Here is a 20,377-nt window from a genome sequence, read left to right as displayed (position 1 = left end):
GGACCCGCCGGGGCCGGGGGGGGGGGTGACCGCGTCACCGCCCCGCCGGGCCGCGGGCGGGATCAGTAGCGCTCGATGGCCGGCGGCTCGGTCTGGGTACCGGACTTGCCCAGGGTGCCGTCGTAGATGGTCTTCCAGGTGCCGTCGTCGATCGACGCCTGCAGCAGGTCGTTGATCTTGTTGCGGAGCGCGGTGTCGGCCTTCGGGACGCCGATGCCGTAGGGCTCGGAGGAGAACTTCTCGCCGACGACCTTCAGCTGCTCCGGGTTCTGCGCGGCGTAGCCGAGCAGGATCGCGTCGTCGGTGGTGACGGCGTCGACCTGGTTGTTGATCAGCTGGTCGACGCACTGGGTGTAGGTCTGGAACTCGACGACCTGGTCGGTCAGCTTCTGGTCCTTGACCCGCTGGATCGGGGTGGAGCCGGTGACCGAGCAGACCCGCTTGCCCTGCAGGGTCTGCGGGCCGGTGATCGCGTCGTCGTCGGCGCGGACGAGCAGGCTCTGCCCGGCGACGTAGTACGGCCCGGCGAACCCGACGCGCTGCTTGCGCTTGTCGTTGATCGTGTAGGTGCCGACGTAGTAGTCGACGTCGCCGCGCTCGATGTTGTCCTCGCGCGCCGCCGACGGGATGACCTTGTAGTCGATCTGGTCGGGGGAGAAGCCGAGACCGCCCGCGACCATCCGGGCGATGTCGATGTCGAACCCGGAGAACTCGTTGGTGGTGGCGTCGCGGAAGCCGAGGTTCGGCTGGTCGTCCTTGACACCGACCACGACACGGCCGCGCTGCTTCATGGCGTCGAAGGTCGGGGAGCCCTCGACGGTCACGTTCTGCGCGACGGTCGGCTGGTAGCCCGAGCCCTCGGCGCCGGGGGCGCCCTCGCGGCCGCAGCCGGCCAGGGCGAGGGTGGCGGCCAGGGCGGCCGCCACCAGGATGCGGGTTCTCTTCACGGTTCGCTCCGCTCGTCGGGGGTGGTGGTGGAAGGCGTCCTCAGTGCGACAGGATCTTGCCGAGGAAGTCCTTGGCGCGGTCGCTGCGCGGGGCGGTGAAGAACTCGTCCGGGGTCGCGTCCTCGACGATCTCGCCGTCGCTCATGAACACGACGCGGTGCGCGGCCCGGCGGGCGAAGCCCATCTCGTGGGTCACGACGACCATCGTCATGCCCTCCTTGGCCAGCGAGGTCATGGTGTCGAGCACCTCGTTGACCATCTCCGGGTCCAGCGCCGAGGTCGGCTCGTCGAAGAGCATCACCTTCGGCTTCATCGCCAGCGCGCGGGCGATCGCCGCGCGCTGCTGCTGGCCGCCGGACAGCTGCGCCGGGTACTTGTCGCGCTGGTTGGCGATGCCGACGCGCTCCAGCAGTGCCAGCCCGGTCTTCTCGGCCTCGGCCTTGGAGACGCCGCGGACCTTGAGCGGGGCCAGCGTGACGTTCTCCAGGATCGTCTTGTGCGCGAACAGGTTGAACGACTGGAAGACCATGCCGACGTCGGCGCGCAGGGCGGCCAGCGCCTTCCCCTCCGCCGCCAGCGCGGTGCCGTCGATCTCGATCGTGCCGGTGTCGATCGGCTCGAGCCGGTTGATCGTGCGGCAGAGTGTGGACTTGCCGGAACCGGAGGGGCCGAGGACGACGACGACCTCCCCACGGGCGACGTCCAGATCGATGTCGCGCAGCACGTGGAGGTCGCCGAAGTGCTTCTGCACCCCGGCCATCCGCACCATGGGAGTGCTGGACGCGGGTGGGCTGGTCATGCTGCCTCCGGACATGGCGAGAGCCTGGACGGAACGGACATGCGAGTCCACCACCTTGAGGAACCTTTAGGGTCTCGGCCACATAACGGAAAGGGCGGACCGCGGTGCACATCCTGCTGATCGAGGACGACGACCGGGTCGCCGCCGCGCTGCGCCCGGCGCTGCACCGGCACGGGATGACCACGACCCGCCTCGACCACGGCCGCGGCGCCGTCGACCACCTCGACGGTGTCGACGTCGTGCTGCTCGACCTGGGCCTCCCCGACGCCGACGGGCTCGACGTCTGCCGTGCGATCCGCGCCGTCTCCGAGGTCCCGGTGCTGATGGTGACCGCACGCGGCGAGGTCACCGACCGCATCGCCGGGCTGCACACCGGCGCCGACGACTACCTGGTCAAGCCCTACGACATCGGCGAGCTCGTGGCCCGGGTGCACGCGGTGCAGCGCCGCCGCAAGGTCGGCGACGACGGCACGGTCGTCCCGGCCGGGTCCGCCCCGGTGACCGTCGGCGACGTCCGCGTCGACCCCGAACGGCACGAGGTGACCGTCGCCGGGGAGCAGGTGGTGCTCACCCGCAAGGAGTTCCAGGTGCTGGCGCTGCTCGCCCGCGCCGACGGCGCCGTCTGCACCCGCGCCCAGATCGTCGCCGAGGTGTGGGGGCGCGGCTGGGCGGGCGCGAACCGGACCCTCGACGTGCACGTGGCGACGCTGCGGACCAAGCTCGGCCGTCCCGAGCTGGTGCGCACCGTGCGCGGCGTCGGGTACCGCTTCGCCGCCACCGAGGACTGACCCGTGCGCAGCCGACTGCTGCTGGTCGTGCTCGTGCTCGTCGGGCTGCTCGCCGCCGGGCTGGGCGTCCCGCTGGCCTGGACCGCCGCCCAGCGCGCCCAGGAGGAGGTCTTCACCGACCGGCTCACCGACACCATCTCCTTCGCCTCCACCGCGCAGCGCCCGCTCATCGAGGCCCCCGCGGGCAGCTCCGCGCTCACCACCTTCACCGACGAGATCACCCGCTACGACGACGTCTACGGCGTCGCGGTGCTCGTGTTCGACCGGACCGGCCGGACCCTGACCGCGTCCCGCCCGGCCGACCGGCTGCCCGGGCTGGGGGACTACGCCACCGAGCGGACCGCGGTCGCGCTGGCCGGACGCCGCTCGTCGACCTACCCGCTGCTGATGCCGTGGGACACCCGGCCGCTGGTGCTGGCCGAGCCGGTGCTCGTCGACGGCGAGGTCGTCGGCGCCGTGGCGACGGTGTCACCGACCGACGCGCTGCGGGCCGAGGCGGTGCGCACCTGGTCGCTGATCGCCGGGGCCGCGGTGTTCGCGCTGCTCGCCGGCACGCTGGCCGCGCTGCCGCTGACCGCCTGGGTGCTGCGCCCGGTCCGGAGACTCGACGAGGCGATGGGCCGGGTCGGGACGGCCGTCGTCGCCGGAGGGCCGCCCGGTCCGCCGTCGCGGCGCAGCGGTCCGCCGGAGCTGCGCTCGCTGGCCGGGTCGTTCGACCGGATGACCGAGACGGTGCGCGAGGCGCTGGCCGCCCAGCGCGCGTTCGTCGCCGACGCCTCCCACCAGCTGCGCAACCCGCTCACGGCACTGCGCCTGCGGCTGTCCAACCTCGACGGGCACGTCGACCCGGCCGCGGCCGACGACCACCTCGCGGCGATGGAGGAGGCCGAGCGGCTGTCCCGGGTGCTCGACGGGCTGCTCGCGCTGGCCCGCGCCGAGCGCGCGGTGGAGGACCCGGGTGACGCCGAGGACACCGACCTCGACGTCGTCATCGCCGAGCGCGTGGACAACTGGCGGCCGCTGGCCGAGCACTCCGGGATCGACCTGCGCCGCAGCGGCCCGCACGGCCTGCACGCCCGGATCGGCGAGCCCGCGCTGGAGTCGGTGCTCGACGCGCTGCTCGACAACGCGCTCAAGTACACCCCGGCCGGGCGACGGGTGCGGGTCGCGACGCTGCGGACCGCGGACCGGATCGGCGTCAGCGTCGTCGACGGCGGCCCCGGCCTGGCGCCGGAGGACCGGGTGCGGGCCACCGACCGGTTCTGGCGGGCGCCCGGGCAGACCAACGTCGAGGGCAGCGGGCTGGGCCTGGCCATCGCGGTGCGGACCGCCGCCGCGGCCGGCGGGAGCCTGCAGCTGGGCGACGCCCCGGGCGGCGGGCTGCGGGCCACGCTGTGGCTGCGCCCGGGGGCATCTCAGTAGCCCTTGGTGGCCCGGTAGAACTCGACGGCGCCCTCGTGCAGCGGGATCGGCTGGGTGCCGATCGCCGAGCGGGAGTCGACGGTCACCGCGGCCGGGCTGGCCTGGGCCAGCCGCGGCTGCTCGTCGAAGGCGGCGCGGATGAGCGCGCCGGCCAGGTCGGCGTCCATCCCCCCGGTGACCAGCAGTGCGTTGCGCACCGACAGGCACGAGACCGGGCCGGGCAGGCCGTAGGTGTTCGCGGGGACCGTCGCCACCGAGTAGACGGGGTACCGCTCGCGCATGCGGTCGAGCACGCCGCCGAGCTCCAGCAGCCGGATCGGGACCTGTGCGGCCAGCTCCCGCACGCCGTCGGTGGGGACCCCGCCGGACCAGAAGAACGCGTCGAGGCCGCTCTCGCGCAGCGCCGCCGCCGCGTCCGGCAGGCCCAGCTCCGCGCGGGTGCCCAGGCCCGCGACGCCGATCCCGGCGACGTCGAGCAGCCGGGTCGCGATCGGCTGGTAGCCGCTGCCGCCCGGGCCGATCGACACCCGTCGTCCGCGCAGGTCGGCGATGCTGCGCAGGCCGGAGTCGGCGCGCACGACGACGTGGGTGACGTCGTCGTAGAGCCGGGCCAGTGCGCGCGGCTCGGCCGGCCCGGTGGTGCGGCCGGCGACGTCGGCGGCCACGTCGACCTGGCTGATCGTGACCGCGGCCGCGCCGGTGGTCAGCAGCTCCATGTTCTGCGCGCTGCCCGCGGTCTCCAGGACCTGCGGGGCCGCCGCGAGCCCGAGCCGTTCCCGCCAGATCTCCGAGAGCGTGCGCGCGAGGTTGATGTACACCCCCGGCTGCACGCCCCCGGCGATCACCAGCGGGGCGGCGGGCCGGGGCCCGGTACAGGCGGCCAGCCCCGCCCCCAGACCCAGCGCCGCCCCCGCGCGCAGCACGGTGCGCCTCGTCAGCGGGGGCCCGGGCCGGTGCACCCGCCCATCATCCCCGACGGCCCCGTCCCGGCGTCGTCGCACCCGGGCGCCTACCCTCGGGTGCGTGAGCCGCAGCTACACCGTGCGCACCTACGGGTGCCAGATGAACGTGCACGACTCGGAGCGGATGGCGGGTCTGCTGGAGGACGCCGGGTACGCCCGGGCCGAGGACCTCGACACCGCCGACGTCGTCGTGTTCAACACCTGCGCGGTGCGGGAGAACGCGGACAACAAGCTCTACGGCAACCTCGGGCACCTGCGGCCCCGCAAGGTCGCGAACCCGGACATGCAGATCGCCGTGGGCGGCTGCCTGGCCCAGAAGGACCGCGACACGATCACGCGGCGGGCCCCGTGGGTCGACGTCGTGTTCGGCACGCACAACGTGCACGCCCTGCCGACGCTGCTGGAGCGGGCCCGGCACAACGAACAGGCGCAGGTCGAGATCGCCGAGGCGCTCGAGGTGTTCCCCTCGACGCTGCCCGCGCGCCGCGACTCCGCCTACGCCGGCTGGGTGTCGATCTCGGTGGGCTGCAACAACACCTGCACGTTCTGCATCGTGCCGTCGCTGCGCGGCAGGGAGCGCGACCGGCGCCCCGCCGACGTGCTCGCCGAGGTGCAGACCCTCGCCGCCGACGGCGTGCTCGAGGTGACCCTGCTCGGGCAGAACGTGAACGCCTACGGCTCGGACTTCCAGGAGGGCACGGCGGACCGGTCCGCCTTCGCGAAGCTCCTGCGGGCCTGCGGGGAGGTCGAGGGGCTGGAGCGGGTGCGGTTCACCAGCCCGCACCCGCGCGACTTCACCTCCGACGTGATCGCCGCGATGGCGCAGACCCCGAACGTCTGCCCGCAGCTGCACATGCCGCTGCAGTCCGGCTCCGACGACGTCCTGCGCCGGATGCGCCGCAGCTACCGCTCGGAGCGGTTCCTGTCGATCCTGGCCGAGGTGCGGGAGTCGATCCCGCACGCGGCGATCACCACCGACATCATCGTCGGCTTCCCCGGCGAGACCGAGCAGGACTTCCAGGACACCCTCGACGTCGTCGAGCGGGCCCGGTTCGCCGCGGCGTTCACCTTCCAGTACTCCAAGCGCCCGGGCACGCCCGCCGCGGACCTGCCCGACCAGCTGCCCAAGGCCGTCGTGCAGGAGCGCTACGAGCGCCTCGTCGCACTGCAGGAGCGGATCTCCTGGGAGGAGAACCGCAGGCAGGAGGGCACCGAGGTCGAGCTGCTGGTGTCCACCGGCGAGGGCCGCAAGGACGCGGCGACCGCCCGGCTCACCGGCCGCGCCCGCGACGGGCGGCTCGTGCACTTCGCGCCCGGGGCCACGACCGGCATCCGGCCCGGCGACATCGTGACCGTCCGGATCGACCGCGGCGCCCCGCACCACCTCGTCGCCGACGGCGGCGTGCTCACCCACCGCCGCACCCGCGCCGGCGACGCCGCCGAGGCCGGCGAGCGCCCGTCCGGGGCACCCACCACCCTGGGACTGCCCGCCTTCGGCGCCCCGGCGCCCGAGCCGGCTCCCGTCGCGCCCTCGTGCGGCTTCCCCGCCACCACCGGAGGTACCCGATGAGCGACGTGTCCCCGGAGACCCGCGCCGAGATCGAGCAGGCCGGGCGCGGAGTCGCCCGCCGGATCGACCCGGGTGCACGCGCCATGCTGATCGCGGTGGCGATCGGCGCCGCCGTCGCCGCGCTGCTGCTGCCGTGGGTGGCGGGCACCCCGGGCTGGCAGGTGCTGGCCTCCGGCACCGCCGGGCCGCTGCCGACGCTGTTCTCGTTCACGATGACCGGGTTCGCCGTCGTGGTGTCGGCGGCCGCGCTGCTGACGCGGCTGTGGGCGCTCGCCTGGCTCGCGGCCTTCGGCTGCGGGATCTCCTCGGTGAACGGGCTGTGGGCGATCTGGTCGCAGCAGACCGGCGCCGGGGCCGGCCCCGGGTTCGGAATGGTCCTCGGCGTGCTCGCGGTCGTGCTGCTGACCTTCGTGTGGGCGGGTGCCGCGCTGCAGCGCGACTGACCCCTACCGCTCGTCGACCGCCTGCTCGGCGGCGGTCAGCCACTCCCGCCACTGCGCCGCCTGCGCGCGGGCCTGCTCGGCCCGCCCGCGGTCACCGGCGGCCTCGGCCTTCTCCGCCTGCGCCTCGAACTGCTCGACCCGCACCCGGAACTGCTCGACGCGGGCCTGGGCCTCGGGGTCGGTGCGGCGCCACTGCGCGTCCGCGGCGGCGGCGACCTTGTCCTCGATCCCGCGCAGCCGCCCCTCCAGGGTGCGGATCTCCTCGCGCGGGACCTTGCCGACGGCCTCCCAGCGCTCCTGGACCTCGCGCAGGCGGGCCCGTGCGCCGTCCGGGTCGGACAGGTCGATCGTCTCGGCCTCGGCGAGCAGGGCCCGCTTCGCCTCGGCGTTCTCGGCGAACTCGGTGTCGCGGGCGGAGAAGTGCTCGCCGCGGCGGGCGAAGAAGCGGTCCTGCGCGCCGCGGAAACGGGCCCACAGCGCGTCGTCGGCCTCGCGGTGGGCACGGCCCGCCGCCTTCCACTCGGTCATCAGGTCGCGGTAGGCGGCCGCCGTCGCGTTCCACTCGTCGGAGTCGGCGAGGGCCTCGGCCTGCTCGACGAGCTCCTCCTTGCGGGCCTTCGCGGTGACCCGCTGGCGGTCGAGGTCGGCGAAGTGCGAGCCGCGCCGCCGGTTGAACGACTCACGGGCCTTCGAGAAGCGCTTCCACAGCTGCTCGTCGGTCTTCTTGTCGACGCCGCGGATGGTGCGCCACTCGTCGAGTATCGCCTTGAACCGGTCTCCTGCCTGCTTCCACTGGGTGGAGTCCGCGGCCATCTTCTCGGCCTCGACGGCGAGCGCCTCCTTGCGGGCGACGGCGTCGTGCCGGGCACGCTCGCGCTCCTCCTTCGCCGCCGTGACGCCCTGCTCGGCCCGGCCGACCAGCTCGTCGAGCCGCTCGCGCAGGGCGGGCACGTCCCCGACCACGTGCGCCTCGCCGAGGCCCTCGCGCAGCGCGGTCAGTGCGGTCAGCGACGCCTTCGCGTCGCCGCCGCCGGCGATCCGCGCGGCGAGCACCTCGGTCTCGGTGACCAGCGCGTCGAACCGCTTCGCGTAGTGCTCCAGGCCCTCCGCGGGCGGTCCGGCCTGGTAGGAGCCGACGACCCGCTCGCCGTCGGCGGTGACCAGGGTGATGGTGCCGTCGTCGTCGGCGCGGCCCCAGCGGCCCGGGTCACCGGCCGCCGAGGGCACCGGCGACGGCAGCGCGGCGGGCGGCGCGGGCGGTGCGACCGCGGCCGGGGTGGGCGCGGGTCGCGCGGCGGGCGGCGGTCCGGGTCGCGGGCCGGGCCGGGGCGGCCCCGGCTTCGGCGGGGTGGGCCGGGTGGGCTCGGCACCCTGTCCGGCAGCGTCGGTCGCGTGGGTCTCGGACACCGGTAGGTCCTCCTCGTTCGGCCCGCCGCGGGGGCGGGCGCCCCGGTGCGGATGTCCGTCCGGGGCCGTGCGCGCACCGGGCCCCGCGCGCGGTGCGGGGGCCGGAACGGCGATTCAAGCAGGTCCACCGCCCTCGGGGGAACCGCGTGCCCTCCGGCCGGGTACGGGCGTCGCGGCGGGGGAGCGCTGATTACCCTCGGAACCCGTGCCCGCCGCGATCGCCGTCCTGCCCCAGCCCCCGCTCCTCGTCCCCGCCCTGAGCGGCGACGCGGCGGTCGAGACCGAGGGGCTGCGCGAGGCCGTCGCCACCGCCGTCACGGGTCTGTCCGCGGCCGCGGACACCTGGGTCGTCGTCGGTGCCGACCCCGGCGGTCGGCGCACCGTCGCCCCGGGCACCCGCGGCACCTTCGCCGGCTACGGCCGCGACGTCCCCGTCGCGCTGCCCGGCCCGGCCGGCCCCGACGAGGGCGCGGAGCTGCCGCTCCCGCTGCTGGTCGCGGCCTGGGCCGCGGCGCCGGCCGGGGTCGGGTCGGCGCGCGGCGAGCTCGTCGCGCCGGACACCCCGGTCGCCGACTGCCTGGCGCTGGGCGCCGAGCTGGCCGGCGAGGGGGTGGGGCTGCTCGTCGTCGGTGACGGCGCGGCCAAGCACACCGCGAAGGCCCCCGGCGGGTTCGACGGCCGCGCCGAGGCGTTCGACGCCGTCGTCGCCGCCGCGTTCGACGCCGGTGACCCCGAGGCGCTCGCCCGGCTCGACCCGGACGGCGCCGCCGCCCTCTGGGCGTCCGGCCGCGCGCCGTGGCAGGTGCTGGCCGGTGCCGCGCGCGGGCGGGCCTGGACGGCGGCGCACCGGCACACCTCGATGCCCTACGGCGTCGCCTACCACGTGGCGCTGTGGGAACCGGCGTGAGCGCCCCTCCGTCGACGGCACCGCCGCTGGTGGTCGTGGTCGGGCCGACCGCGACCGGCAAGTCGGACCTGGGGTGCGAGCTGGCGCTGGCGCTGGACGGGGAGGTCGTCAACGCCGACGCGATGCAGCTCTACCGCGGCCTGGACGTCGGCACCGCGAAGCTCGCCCCGCACGAGCGGCGCGGCGTCGTCCACCACCAGCTCGACGTCCTCGACGTCACCGAGACCGCCTCGGTCGCGGCCTACCAGCGCGCGGCCCGCGCCGTGATCGAGGAGCTGCGCGCCGCCGGACGCACCCCGGTGCTCGTCGGCGGCTCGGGGCTCTACGTGCAGGCCGTGCTGGACGAGCTGGAGTTCCCCGGCACCGACCCGCAGCTGCGCGCCGCGCTGGAGGCCGAGCTGGAACGCGACGGGTCCGGCGCGCTGCACGCCCGCCTCGCCGCGGTCGACCCGGTCGCCGCGGAGCAGGTGCTGCCCTCGAACGGGCGGCGGATCGTCCGCGCGCTCGAGGTGATCGCGCTGACCGGCCGGCCGTTCCGGGCGACGCTGCCCGGCGCGGGCACCCCCCGCTACGACGCCGTGCTGCTCGGCGTGGACCGCGACGTCGCCGAGCTCGACGAGCGGGTCGCGCTGCGGGTGGACCGGATGCTCGACGACGGTCTGGTCGACGAGACCCGCGCCCTGCTCCGCCACGGGCTGGCGCAGGGCCGCACCGCGTCCCGCGCGCTGGGCTACCGGCAGGTGATCGAGGCCCTCGACCGCGACCCCGCCCACCCCGACCTCGCCGGCGTCCGGGAGGAGACCGTCCGGGCGACCCGGCGGTTCGTGCGCCGCCAGCGCTCCTGGTTCCGCCGCGACCGCCGCATCCACTGGCTCGACGGCGCCGACCCGGACCTGGTGGCCTCGGCGCGCGCGGTGCTCGCTCGTAGGCTGGTGGCATGACCGGCGGTATCGCGTTCAGCAAGGGGCACGGCACGCAGAACGACTTCGTGGTGCTGCCCGACCCGGACGCCGCGCTCGACCTCACCCCGGCCCGCGTCGCCGCGCTGTGCGACCGCCGCCGCGGCCTCGGCGCGGACGGCGTGCTGCGGGTCGTGCGCTGGGCGAAGCTCGCCGGGGAGCCCGGCGTCGGTGAGCCCGCCGACGGCGTCGAGTGGTTCATGGACTACCGCAACGCCGACGGCTCGCTCGCCGAGATGTGCGGCAACGGCCTGCGCGTGTTCGCCCGCTACCTGCACGAGCGCGGCTGGGCCACCGGCGGCCCGGTCGGCACCCGCAACGGGGTGCTCGACACCGCCGTCGGGCCGGACGGGGTCTCGGTCGGGCTCGGGACGGTCGGCGTCGGCCCGGCGTCGGTCGCCACCGGCGGCGACGCGCGTTTCGACGGCATCGCCCTCGACGTCGGCAACCCGCACCTGGCCTGCGTCACCGCGGCCGACCCGGACACCCTCGACCTGACCCGCGCGCCCTCGTTCGACCCGGCGCTGTTCCCGAACGGGGTGAACGTCGAGTTCCTGACCCCGCTGGACGGTCCCGCCGACGGCGGCCGCATCCGGATGCGGGTGCACGAGCGCGGCGTGGGGGAGACCCGCTCGTGCGGCACCGGGACCGTCGCCGCCGCCGTCGCCGCGCTGCGGCACGCCGGGCACTCCGCAGGCGACGTGCAGGTCACCGTCCCGGGCGGGCTGCTGCGGGTGACGGTGGAGGCGGGTACCGACGAGCGGACCGGGCCCACGACGCTGCACGGCCCGGCCGTGCTGCTCGCGTCCGGGGAGCTGGACCGCGCGTGGTGGGACGCGCCCGCCTGAGCGTCGCGAATCCGGGCGGACACGGGCCCCGCGACGTGGGAGGATGGAGCACAAGATGACTGATGCCCACACGCACCCCTCCGTGACCCCCTCCACGTCGAACCCGGTTCCGACGGGTGGCGAGCTCGACCTGGAGGAGCGCACGTCGCTGCGCCGGATCCACGGGCTGTCCACCGAGCTCACCGACATCACCGAGGTCGAGTACCGCAAGCTCCAGCTGGAGCGGGTCGTGCTCGTCGGCGTCTGGACCGAGGGCACGGCCGAGCAGGCCGAGAACTCGATGACCGAGCTGGCCCGCCTCGCCGAGACCGCCGGTTCCGAGGTGACGGACGGCCTCGTCCAGCGCCGCTCCAGCCCGGACCCGGCCACGTTCATCGGCTCCGGCAAGGTCGAGGAGCTGCTCGGGACCGTCCGCGCCACCGGGGCCGACACCGTGATCTGCGACGGCGAGCTGTCCCCCGGCCAGCTCCGCCAGCTGGAGGAGCGGCTCAAGGTCAAGGTCATCGACCGGACCGCGCTGATCCTCGACATCTTCGCCCAGCACGCCCGTTCCCGGGACGGCAAGGCCCAGGTCGAGCTCGCGCAGCTGTCCTACCTGCTGCCGCGGCTGCGCGGCTGGGGTGAGGCGCTGTCCCGGCAGGTCGGTGGCCGTGCCGCGGGCGGTGTCGGTATCGGTGGCCGTGGTCCCGGTGAGACGAAGATCGAGCTGGACCGGCGCCGGATCCGTGCGCGCATGTCGAAGCTGCGCCGTGAGATCGGTGCCATGCGCCAGGTCCGCGAGACCCAGCGCGGCAGCCGTCGCCGCAACGAGATCCCCTCGGTCGCGATCGTCGGCTACACCAACGCGGGCAAGTCGAGCCTGCTCAACCAGCTCACCGACGCCGGGGTGCTGGTGCAGGACGCGCTGTTCGCGACGCTGGACCCGACCACCCGCAAGGCGCAGACGCCCGACGGGCACGACTACACCCTCACCGACACCGTCGGGTTCGTGCGGCACCTGCCGCACCAGCTCGTCGAGGCGTTCCGCTCCACGCTGGAGGAGGCCGCCCGGGCCGACCTGCTGGTGCACGTCGTCGACGGGTCCGACCCGCTGCCCGACGACCAGATCGCCGCGGTCCGCCAGGTGCTCGTCGAGGTCGGGGAGGCCGCGGGCGACACGATGCCGCCCGAGCTGCTCGTGATCAACAAGACCGACGCGGCCGGTGACCTCGCGCTGGCCCGGCTGCGGCACGCCCAGCCGGACGCGGTGTTCGTCTCCGCGCACAGCGGCGCCGGGATCCCGCAGCTCCGGGAGCGCATCGCCGAGCGCCTGCCGCGCCCGGAGTACGAGGTCGACCTCCTGCTGCCCTACACCGAGGGTGCGCTGGTCGCGCGGCTGCACGACGACGGCGAGATCCTCGCCGAGTCCCACACCGCCGACGGCACCCGGATCCGGGCGCGGGTGAAGCCCGAGCTGGGCACCGCGGTGCTGCCGTTCGCGGTGGCGGGCTCGGCCCTGCCGACCGGGACCGGCACCGACCTGCCGGCGACGGCGGCGGGCCACTGAGGGTCGGGCTCGCGGCCGCGGCCCTCGGCCTCACCGGGGTCCTGACGGGCGCGGCCGTGCCGCCCCCGGCGGCGCAGCCGGTCTGCACGGTCGACGACCCGCGGCTCGCGGAGCTGTCCGGGCTGGTCGCCGAGGGCCGGCCCGGCGCGGACCCGCAGCGCTACCACGCCGTCGTCGACGGCGGCGGGACCGCGCGGGCGTTCACCCTGGACCCGGCCGGCTGCGCGGTCACCGGCACCCGGCAGGCCGACGTCCCGGTGACCGACGTCGAGGACCTCGGCCTCGGACCGGGCGGGGATCTGTGGCTCGCCGACACCGGCGACAACAGGGCGCAGCGCGGGTCGGTCCGGCTCGTCGTGCTGCCCCCGGCCGGGCCGCCACGGGTGCACGACCTCGTCTACCCCGACGGTCCGCGCGACGTCGAGACACTGCTGGTCGGCGACGACGGCGTGCCCCTGCTGGTCGACAAGGCCACCGGTGCCGCCGGGGTCTACCGGCCCGCCGCGGCGCTGCGCGACGGCGGGGACCCCGTGGAGCTGCGCCGGGTGGCACAGGTCGTGCTGCCCTGGTCCGGCACCGGCGGCGGGCCGCTCGGGCCCGCCGGGTCGCGCACGGTCACCGGCGGCGGGGTCTCACCGCCCGAGGCCGGGGGCGGGCGCGCCGCCGTGCTGCGGACCTACACCGACGCCTGGGTGTTCCCGCTGCCCGCCGGCGGACCGGCGACGGCCGACGCGCTGGTCGCGGCCCTGGACGGGGCGCCGCTGCCGGTGCCGTTGCCGGGGGAGGCCCAGGGTGAGGCGGTCGCCCCGGACGGCCGGGGCGCGCTGCACTCCGGGAGCGAGGCGCGGGGCCCGACCGCGGCGGCGATCACGGTCGTCCCGGGCGCGGTGACCGCGGCGACCGTTCCGCAGGCACCGGTCGTGCCCCAGCCCGCCGAGGTGCCGGAGTACCGCACGTACCCGTCGTGGCTGCCCGCCGCGGGCGGGGCCGCGGCGCTCGGGGCGCTGCTAGTCGCCGGCGCCGTCGCGATGTCCCTGCACGGACGGCGCCGCCGGTCCCGCTGACCGCGGGACCGGGCGCCGCCCGAGGCGGTCAGAGGCGGCGCAGGACCGCCACGACGCGGCCCAGGATCGACGCGTCGTCACCCGGGATCGGGTCGTAGGCGTCGTTCGCGGGCATCAGCCAGATGTGCCCGTCCTTGCGGCGGAACGTCTTCACGGTCGCCTCGCCGTCGATCATCGCGGCCACGACCTCGCCCTGCTCGGCCACCGGCTGCTGGCGCACGACGACCCAGTCGCCGTCGGTGATCGCGGCGTCGACCATCGAGTCGCCCTTGACGTTGAGCAGGAACAGCGTGCCCTCGCCGACGATCTCGCGCGGCAGCGGGAAGACGTCCTGCACGGCCTGCTCGGCCAGGATCGGGCCACCGGCGGCGATGTCGCCGATGAGCGGCACGAACGCCGGCGCCGGCCGCGCGGAACGCAGGTCGGCGGTGTCGGTGTCGGAGTCCGCACCGTCGGTACCGGCGATCTGCTCCGGGCTGCGGACGTCGACCGCGCGGGTGCGGTTCGGGTCGCGCCGGAGGAAGCCCTTGCGCTCCAGGGTGCGGAGCTGGTGGTGCACCGACGAGGTGGACGTGAGGCCCACCGCGTCACCGATCTCGCGGACGCTGGGCGGGTAGCCGTACCGGTCCACCCAGTCCCGGATGACGGCCAGGACCTTCTTCTGTCGCGGGGTCAGGCCGCGGGTGTCGGCCGCGGGCTCGGGGAACTCCCGGACCTTCGCGGATCCCCGGTCCTCGGCGGTGCCGGTCACGCCGGGACCACCGTGTCCGGTGTCGTCCGCTGCCATCGCATTCGCCTCCTCGGGGTACCTACGACGACGACCCTAGCCGCCGCGGGCCCGTTCGCCAAACATGCGTTCGAAGTCGCCCGGGGCGTGTCGTGGATTCCGTCGGGCCGCGGTGGTACAACATCGCACAGGCGTTCGATCGAACACCGGTTCGATCGAACGCGGTCCGCGTCGCCGTCCGGCCGCGCGGGGGCGACCGGCAGCGGGAACGGCAGCGGGGGTGGCGATCGTGGGTACGGCGGTCATCGAGGACGTGACGGTCACCGGGCGGGTCCCGGTGCGCACCACGGCCGGCAGGGTGCGGGCCGTCCCGGCGCCGGGTGTCGTGCGCCGTGCGGTGGCGGCGTCGGGCGTCCTGCTCGCCTCGGCGGCCGCGGTCGTCGTGCTCGGGGTCCTCGCCGAGGTCGCCGACGTCGCGGTCGCCACCCACGGCCCGGTCGGGTCGTCCGCGGTCGGCGCGCCACGCTGAGAACGCCCCCGGCACGGTCGATGAGCTGCGGGAACGCGGTCGTTGTCGGTGCCGGGTGCTACACCGCTCGTACGCCCGTTCGACCGGGCTCGGGGAAGGGCCGGTCGGGAGCGGGGGAGAGGAGACCGCCCGGGGGACGGGCGGTCCGACGGCAGGAGGAACCATGCGAGAGCTCGACGAGCGGATCCGCGAGCACGGAGCGGTCGGCTGCCTGACCGGCGCCCCGGCGCCCGGCACCCCCACCTTGCGCGCCCGGCGCGCCGCCCGGGAGCGGGTGCGGACCGCCGACGCTCGCGCCGGTGCGTCGGCGGCCGGCTCGTCGGCCGCCGCGCGCGCGGCCCACCGGTGGGCCGCCCACGGTGCGCACGAGCGCGCACTGACCGAGTCGGTCGCCCGTCATCCCGCGACCCGTTCCCGGCGCGCCTCGGGGTCCGGTGCCTCGGGGTCCGGTCCCGCCGGCGGTCCGAACGTCGCGGTCCGGACGCCTCGGTGCACCACCCCGGCCCCGGGGTCGACGGCGACCCCGGCGCGGCCCGCGGCGCCGCCCCGTCCTCGGTCGGTGGCCGAGCCGGCACCGCGCACCGTCGGTCCGTCGGCCCGGCGCTGCCTGGTCCCGGCGCGCCCGCGCCCGGCCCGCAGCCGGGTCCGCGGGCGCCTGGAGCGGGTCCTCGCCGGGGTCGCGGCCCTGCTGTGCGCGACGACCGCGGTGGTGGCACTCGGGCTGCTGGGCGACGCGGCGGCGGGCTGGAACGCTCCCGCGGCCGCCGTGCCGTCGGTCGGTGCCGTGCGCTGACGTCGTCCTGCGCCGCGGATCGCAGCGCGGTGCCCGGTGGTGACGGTGCGGAGCGACGGACGCCGTGCCGGCGTCGCACCGGGTGACGGCGTGTGCGAGGACGGCGTGCGGGTGTCGGGACGCGGTCGCCGGGATGTCGCCGGAGGGGTCGGCGACGTGCCGCCGGGCGCGTCCGCCGGGCGTGTCCCCGCATCGGGTGGCCGCCGGTCGCGGTCGCTGCGGCCCGACGGACGGCGCCGTCCACGGCGTTCCTCGGCGCCACCAGCGCCGATGTCCCACTCCATGATCGTCGGTGACGGACCGGTCGCGGAACGTGGTGTGCCAGGCTCGGATCCCGATCGGGCGATGCTCGGCGTGGCACCGGGCCCGGGATGGCGTACCCCTAGATGTAGGGGTTACATTGGTGTCGTTCCGCCACTGGTTGGGGGGACGGATCGCTGCGGAGAGTCTCCGGAACGTCACGGAAGAGGGGTGTGAGCGTCCATGCGCTGCCCGTTCTGCCGACACCCGGACTCCCGCGTGATCGACTCCCGGACCGCCGACGACGGGACCTGCACCCGCCGGCGCCGGTCCTGCACCTCGTGCGGACGACGGTTCACCACGGTCGAGGAGGCCGTGCTGGCCGTCGTCAAGCGCAGCGGGGTGACCGAGCCCTTCAGTCGGCAGAAGGTCGTCGGCGGGGTTCGGCGGGCGTGCCAGGGCCGGCCGGTCGACGAGGACGACCTGCAACAGCTCGCCCACCGGGTCGAGGAGACGGTGCGGGCGCGCGGGGCGGCGGAGCTTCCCAGCCACGAGGTCGGGCTGGCGATCCTCGGGCCGCTGCGTGAGCTCGACGAGGTCGCGTACCTGCGGTTCGCGAGCGTCTATCGGTCCTTCTCCTCCATCGAGGACTTCGAGAAGGAGATCGCCGACCTGCGTTCGGCGGCTGCCGGGGAAGCAGCCGACGACGAGGCCGGCCACCACCCGGACGGCTGAGCGGCGCGTCGTCGTCGCCGGGCGTACCGGGAAGAGAGCCGTCCGCGCACCCCAGCGTGCGGGCGGAGAAGCGTCGGATGCGGAGGCAGTTCATGACCGAGACCGTCGGGGGCCCGACGACAGACACCGGTGAGAGCGCGGCGGCCAAGCCGTCGCGTGGTCGCGGGAGGACCGGCGCCAAGCGCGCGCCCGGTCTGACCGTGCAGCGTGTCTTCACCACCGAAGGGGTCCACCCCTACGAGGAGGTGGAGTGGGAGCGCCGCGACGTCGTCATGACCAACTGGCGCGACGGCACCGTCAACTTCGAGCAGCGCGGCGTCGAGTTCCCGCGCAGCTGGTCGGTCAACGCCACCAACATCGTCACCAGCAAGTACTTCCGCGGCGCGGTGGGCTCGGAGACCCGTGAGTCCAGCCTCAAGCAGCTCGTCGAGCGGGTCGTCGGCACCTACAGGCGGGCCGGCGTCGAGCACGGCTACTTCGCCACCGACGCGGACGCCGAGATCTTCGACCACGAGCTCACCTGGATGCTGATCCACCAGGTGTTCAGCTTCAACTCGCCGGTCTGGTTCAACGTCGGGACGCCGAGCCCGCAGCAGGTCAGCGCCTGCTTCATCCTCTCGGTCGACGACACGATGGAGTCGATCCTGAACTGGTACCGCGAGGAGGGGCTGATCTTCAAGGGCGGCTCCGGTGCCGGCCTGAACCTCTCGCGCATCCGCTCGTCGAAGGAGCTGCTGTCCTCGGGCGGCACCGCCTCGGGCCCGGTCTCGTTCATGCGCGGTGCCGACGCCTCCGCGGGCACCATCAAGTCCGGCGGCGCCACCCGGCGCGCGGCGAAGATGGTCGTCCTCGACGTCGACCACCCCGACATCGAGGAGTTCGTCGAGACCAAGGCGAAGGAGGAGGCCAAGGTCCGCGTCCTGCGCGACGCCGGATTCGACATGGACCTGGGCGGCTCCGACATCACCTCGGTGCAGTACCAGAACGCCAACAACTCCGTCCGCGTCACCGACGAGTTCATGCGCGCCGTCGAGGGGGGCACCGACTTCGGTCTGCGTGCCCGGATGACCGGTGAGGTCATCGAGCGCGTCGACGCCCGCACGCTCTTCCGCGGCATCGCCGAGGCGGCCTGGAACTGCGCCGACCCGGGCATCCAGTACGACGGCACGATCAACGACTGGCACACCACCCCGGAGTCGGGGCGCATCAGCGCGTCGAACCCGTGCTCGGAGTACATGCACCTGGACAACTCCAGCTGCAACCTGGCGTCGCTGAACCTGCTGAAGTTCCTCGACTCCGACGACCGGTTCGACGCCGAGACCTTCGCCAAGGCCGTCGAGCTGATCATCACCGCGATGGACATCTCGATCTGCTTCGCGGACTTCCCGACCGAGCCGATCGCCGACACCACGCGCAGGTTCCGGCAGCTGGGCATCGGCTACGCCAACCTCGGCGCGCTGCTCATGGCGACCGGCCACGCCTACGACTCCGAGGGCGGCCGCGCGCTCGCCGGGTCCATCACCTCGCTGATGACCGGCGCCGCGTACAAGCGCTCCGCCGAGCTCGCCGGCGTCGTCGGCTCGTACGAGGGCTACGCCCGCAACGCCGAGGCCCACCAGCGCGTCGTCCGCAAGCACGCCGCCGAGAACGACCGCATCCGCACCTTCGCCTCCAGCTTCCCGGTGCAGAAGCTCGCCACCGAGGTCTGGAAGCAGTGCCAGGACGTCGGGCAGGTCAACGGCTGGCGCAACGCGCAGGCGTCGGTGCTGGCCCCGACCGGCACGATCGGCCTGATGATGGACTGCGACACGACCGGCATCGAGCCGGACCTGGCGCTGGTCAAGTTCAAGAAGCTGGTCGGCGGCGGTTCCATGCAGATCGTCAACCAGTCGGTGCGCCGCGCCCTGGACAACCTCGGCTACCAGGCCGAGCAGGCCGAGGCGATCGTCGAGTACGTCGCCGAGCACGGCCACGTGGTCGACGCCCCGGGCATGAAGCCCGAGCACTACGAGGTGTTCGACTGCGCCATGGGCGACCGGACGATCGCCCCGATGGGCCACGTCCGCATGATGGCCGCCGCGCAGCCGTTCCTGTCCGGCGCCATCTCCAAGACGGTCAACATGCCGGAGCGGGCGAGCGTCGAGGACGTCGAGCGGATCTACCTGGAGGGATGGCGCCTCGGCCTCAAGGCCCTCGCGATCTACCGCGACAACTGCAAGGTCGGCCAGCCGCTGTCCGCAGGCAAGGGCGGGGACAAGAAGGCCGGCGCGGAGCCGGAGAAGCACGTCGTCGTCGAGCAGCGGCCGGTCCGCAAGCGGCTGCCGAAGAAGCGGCCCAGCGAGACCGTGTCGTTCACCGTCGGCGGCGCCGAGGGCTACCTCACCGCGGGCAGCTACCCCGACGACGGCCTCGGCGAGATCTTCGTCAAGCTCGGCAAGCAGGGCTCGACCCTGGCCGGCGTGATGGACGCCTTCTCGATGTCGATCTCGGTGGGTCTGCAGTACGGCATCCCGCTGGAGTTCTACGTCTCGAAGTTCTCCAACCTGCGCTTCGAGCCGGCCGGGATGACCGACGACCCGGACGTCCGGATCGCGACCTCGGTGCTGGACTACCTGTTCCGCCGCCTGGCGCTGGACCACCTGCCGTACGAGAAGCGCGCCCAGCTGGGCATCTTCTCCTCCGACGAGCGGTCCGCCCAGGTCGAGAACGACTACGGCACCGGCGAGAAGCTCGACATCGAGGAGTTCCGTTCCTCGGTGCCGACGATCGAGGAGCGCAAGGAGACCGGTGTCGAGCCGGCCCCGGTCGAGGTCGGCAGCTCCACCGAGCTGCTCGAGCTGCGTCTGGGCAAGGCCGCCGACGCCCCGCTGTGCATGACCTGCGGGACGAAGATGCGCCCCGCCGGGTCCTGCTACCTCTGCGAGGGCTGCGGCTCCACCAGCGGCTGCAGCTGAGCGACACCGCACCACACCGGGGCGGCTCCGACACCGGAGCCGCCCCGGCGCGCGTCCGGAGCCGCGGACGGACCGCCTGATCGGAGACCACGTGACCGAGGACCGCACCGCGGAGGTCGCGCAGCGCCTCGGCGTCGACCCGCGGGTGCTCGCCGTGCTCGTCGCCGCTCCGTGGCGCGCCGCGGACGGCCACCACACCGGGCCCGTCGCGCAGCCGGTGGGGGAGCGCGGCACCGTCTACGTCGGGGTCCCGTCCCCGGCGGAGCTGCGCGAGCTCGACCTGCCCGCCGACGGGCTGCGGCACTTCGGGCTCACCCCGGCCGACCTGCGTCGCGGCGGCTGGACCGACGCGGACCTGCGCTCGGCGGGGCTCCTCCCGCCCGGCGCGACGGCCGACCCGGTGGCCTGGTTCGTCGCCGGGGAGCCGCCGCAGCTGATGCTCGGGTTCGACCCGGCGGGTCCGGTGCTGCTGGCCCGCCCGGAGCCGCGCCGGGACGGCCACCTCCCGGTGCTGGACCCGGCGGACGCGGTGGAGGTGCCCGTCCTGCCCGGCTGCGACGACCCGGACGGCGACGCCGGGCTCGCCGTCCGCCAGGTGCGCGACGGTCTGCTGCGCCGGGCACGGCGCCGGCTCACCCACTGCGTGATCTGCCTGCGCCCGGTGCACCGGGCCGCGACGACGCACGGCGCCTGCCACGGCTGCGCCGGCACCTGGCTGGGGTTCGTGTTCTGACCCC

General features: G+C 74.9%; 19 protein-coding genes. 14 read left to right on the top strand and 5 right to left on the bottom strand.

Annotated elements, in window-relative coordinates; genetic code table 11:
• Nucleotides 1–62: 62 nt before the first annotated feature.
• Entirely contained in the window at nucleotides 63–947 is an 885-nt protein-coding gene (locus tag WHI96_RS21680; RefSeq protein WP_345651497.1) for a glutamate ABC transporter substrate-binding protein, read from the bottom strand.
• A gap of 40 nt (nucleotides 948–987) precedes the next feature.
• Nucleotides 988–1,716, bottom strand: a complete 729-nt coding sequence (locus WHI96_RS21675) for an amino acid ABC transporter ATP-binding protein (protein WP_020622568.1) — start codon at nucleotides 1,714–1,716, stop codon at nucleotides 988–990.
• 134 nt (nucleotides 1,717–1,850) lie between these two features.
• Between WHI96_RS21675 and WHI96_RS21670 the strand changes: the two genes are divergently transcribed.
• On the top strand, nucleotides 1,851–2,534 hold the full coding sequence (locus tag WHI96_RS21670; protein ID WP_345651494.1) for a response regulator transcription factor: 684 nt from the start codon (nucleotides 1,851–1,853) through the stop codon (nucleotides 2,532–2,534).
• A gap of 3 nt (nucleotides 2,535–2,537) precedes the next feature.
• Nucleotides 2,538–3,956, top strand: a complete 1,419-nt coding sequence (locus tag WHI96_RS21665) for a sensor histidine kinase (RefSeq protein ID WP_345651491.1) — start codon at nucleotides 2,538–2,540, stop codon at nucleotides 3,954–3,956.
• Here WHI96_RS21665 and WHI96_RS21660 read toward each other — a convergent pair.
• On the bottom strand, nucleotides 3,950–4,915 hold the full coding sequence (locus WHI96_RS21660; RefSeq protein WP_345651489.1) for a TAXI family TRAP transporter solute-binding subunit: 966 nt from the start codon (nucleotides 4,913–4,915) through the stop codon (nucleotides 3,950–3,952). The two genes, WHI96_RS21665 and WHI96_RS21660, sit on opposite strands and share 7 nt — an antisense overlap.
• 64 nt (nucleotides 4,916–4,979) lie before the next feature.
• On the opposite strand from WHI96_RS21660, the gene miaB reads away from it, so the two are divergent.
• Together miaB and WHI96_RS21650 are read left to right on the top strand one after the other, a co-directional pair.
• Nucleotides 4,980–6,488: a tRNA (N6-isopentenyl adenosine(37)-C2)-methylthiotransferase MiaB gene (gene miaB, locus WHI96_RS21655; RefSeq protein WP_345651487.1), complete on the top strand. Its 1,509-nt coding sequence runs from the start codon at nucleotides 4,980–4,982 to the stop codon at nucleotides 6,486–6,488.
• Nucleotides 6,485–6,931, top strand: a complete 447-nt coding sequence (locus tag WHI96_RS21650; RefSeq protein ID WP_345651484.1) for an Rv2732c family membrane protein — start codon at nucleotides 6,485–6,487, stop codon at nucleotides 6,929–6,931. The genes miaB and WHI96_RS21650 overlap by 4 nt, the downstream gene beginning before the upstream one ends.
• Before the next feature lie 3 nt (nucleotides 6,932–6,934).
• Here WHI96_RS21650 and WHI96_RS21645 read toward each other — a convergent pair whose 3' ends face one another.
• The gene (locus tag WHI96_RS21645; RefSeq protein WP_432422464.1) at nucleotides 6,935–8,170 is read right to left on the bottom strand and encodes a DUF349 domain-containing protein; all 1,236 of its coding nucleotides are present in this window, start codon (nucleotides 8,168–8,170) and stop codon (nucleotides 6,935–6,937) included.
• Nucleotides 8,171–8,543: 373 nt separating this feature from the next.
• On the opposite strand from WHI96_RS21645, the gene WHI96_RS21640 reads away from it, so the two are divergent.
• From WHI96_RS21640 to WHI96_RS21620, 5 genes are read left to right on the top strand one after another with little or no spacing between them, the layout of a single operon-like run.
• On the top strand, nucleotides 8,544–9,245 hold the full coding sequence (locus WHI96_RS21640) for a class III extradiol ring-cleavage dioxygenase family protein (RefSeq protein WP_345651478.1): 702 nt from the start codon (nucleotides 8,544–8,546) through the stop codon (nucleotides 9,243–9,245).
• Nucleotides 9,242–10,186, top strand: coding sequence for a tRNA (adenosine(37)-N6)-dimethylallyltransferase MiaA (gene miaA / locus WHI96_RS21635; RefSeq protein ID WP_345651475.1), 945 nt, complete (start codon nucleotides 9,242–9,244; stop codon nucleotides 10,184–10,186). The genes WHI96_RS21640 and miaA overlap by 4 nt, the downstream gene beginning before the upstream one ends.
• On the top strand, nucleotides 10,183–11,052 hold the full coding sequence (gene dapF / locus WHI96_RS21630; protein WP_345651472.1) for a diaminopimelate epimerase: 870 nt from the start codon (nucleotides 10,183–10,185) through the stop codon (nucleotides 11,050–11,052). The genes miaA and dapF overlap by 4 nt, the downstream gene beginning before the upstream one ends.
• Nucleotides 11,053–11,107: 55 nt before the next feature.
• Entirely contained in the window at nucleotides 11,108–12,598 is a 1,491-nt protein-coding gene (hflX, locus tag WHI96_RS21625; RefSeq protein WP_425571692.1) for a GTPase HflX, read from the top strand.
• Nucleotides 12,599–12,654: 56 nt separating this feature from the next.
• Entirely contained in the window at nucleotides 12,655–13,662 is a 1,008-nt protein-coding gene (locus tag WHI96_RS21620; protein WP_345651466.1) for a hypothetical protein, read from the top strand.
• A 28-nt stretch (nucleotides 13,663–13,690) separates the two neighbouring features.
• Here WHI96_RS21620 and lexA read toward each other — a convergent pair whose 3' ends face one another.
• Nucleotides 13,691–14,449: a transcriptional repressor LexA gene (gene lexA / locus WHI96_RS21615; protein ID WP_345651463.1), complete on the bottom strand. Its 759-nt coding sequence runs from the start codon at nucleotides 14,447–14,449 to the stop codon at nucleotides 13,691–13,693.
• A gap of 229 nt (nucleotides 14,450–14,678) precedes the next feature.
• Here lexA and WHI96_RS21610 point away from each other — a divergent pair, with 229 nt between their 5' ends.
• The 5 genes from WHI96_RS21610 to WHI96_RS21590 all read left to right on the top strand — a co-directional run bounded on the left by WHI96_RS21610 (nucleotide 14,679) and on the right by WHI96_RS21590 (nucleotide 20,373).
• Nucleotides 14,679–14,918, top strand: coding sequence for a hypothetical protein (locus WHI96_RS21610; protein WP_345651460.1), 240 nt, complete (start codon nucleotides 14,679–14,681; stop codon nucleotides 14,916–14,918).
• A gap of 163 nt (nucleotides 14,919–15,081) precedes the next feature.
• Nucleotides 15,082–15,711 carry a hypothetical protein gene (locus tag WHI96_RS21605; RefSeq protein ID WP_349302434.1) on the top strand — a complete coding sequence of 210 codons (630 nt, stop codon included), beginning with the start codon at nucleotides 15,082–15,084 and terminating at the stop codon, nucleotides 15,709–15,711.
• A 483-nt stretch (nucleotides 15,712–16,194) separates the two neighbouring features.
• Nucleotides 16,195–16,686 carry a transcriptional regulator NrdR gene (nrdR, locus tag WHI96_RS21600; RefSeq protein ID WP_062396654.1) on the top strand — a complete coding sequence of 164 codons (492 nt, stop codon included), beginning with the start codon at nucleotides 16,195–16,197 and terminating at the stop codon, nucleotides 16,684–16,686.
• Between the two features lie 92 nt (nucleotides 16,687–16,778).
• Nucleotides 16,779–19,640 carry a vitamin B12-dependent ribonucleotide reductase gene (locus WHI96_RS21595; protein ID WP_345651454.1) on the top strand — a complete coding sequence of 954 codons (2,862 nt, stop codon included), beginning with the start codon at nucleotides 16,779–16,781 and terminating at the stop codon, nucleotides 19,638–19,640.
• Nucleotides 19,641–19,731: 91 nt separating this feature from the next.
• Nucleotides 19,732–20,373 (top strand): hypothetical protein, encoded by a 642-nt coding sequence (locus WHI96_RS21590; RefSeq protein ID WP_345651451.1) that lies wholly within the window; start codon nucleotides 19,732–19,734, stop codon nucleotides 20,371–20,373.
• The last annotated feature ends 4 nt before the right edge of the window (nucleotides 20,374–20,377 follow it).

It is taken from the genome of Pseudonocardia tropica (assembly GCF_040105315.1).
Taxonomy (GTDB): Bacteria; Actinomycetota; Actinomycetes; order Mycobacteriales; family Pseudonocardiaceae; genus Pseudonocardia; species Pseudonocardia alni.
Note: the sequence above shows the minus strand (reverse complement) of the source record. Positions and strands in the feature narration are given on the sequence as shown.

Excerpts from the sequence above, each read along its gene's own strand:
- dapF (WP_345651472.1), top strand. The coding sequence starts at position 10,183 with ATGACCGGCGGTATCGCGTTCAGCAAGGGGCACGGCACGCAGAACGAC.
- WHI96_RS21675 (WP_020622568.1), bottom strand. The coding sequence starts at position 1,716 with ATGGTGCGGATGGCCGGGGTGCAGAAGCACTTCGGCGACCTCCACGTG.
- WHI96_RS21595 (WP_345651454.1), top strand. The coding sequence starts at position 16,779 with ATGACCGAGACCGTCGGGGGCCCGACGACAGACACCGGTGAGAGCGCG.
- lexA (WP_345651463.1), bottom strand. The coding sequence starts at position 14,449 with ATGGCAGCGGACGACACCGGACACGGTGGTCCCGGCGTGACCGGCACC.
- WHI96_RS21650 (WP_345651484.1), top strand. The coding sequence starts at position 6,485 with ATGAGCGACGTGTCCCCGGAGACCCGCGCCGAGATCGAGCAGGCCGGG.
- WHI96_RS21605 (WP_349302434.1), top strand. The coding sequence starts at position 15,082 with ATGCGAGAGCTCGACGAGCGGATCCGCGAGCACGGAGCGGTCGGCTGC.
- nrdR (WP_062396654.1), top strand. The coding sequence starts at position 16,195 with ATGCGCTGCCCGTTCTGCCGACACCCGGACTCCCGCGTGATCGACTCC.
- hflX (WP_425571692.1), top strand. The coding sequence starts at position 11,108 with ATGACTGATGCCCACACGCACCCCTCCGTGACCCCCTCCACGTCGAAC.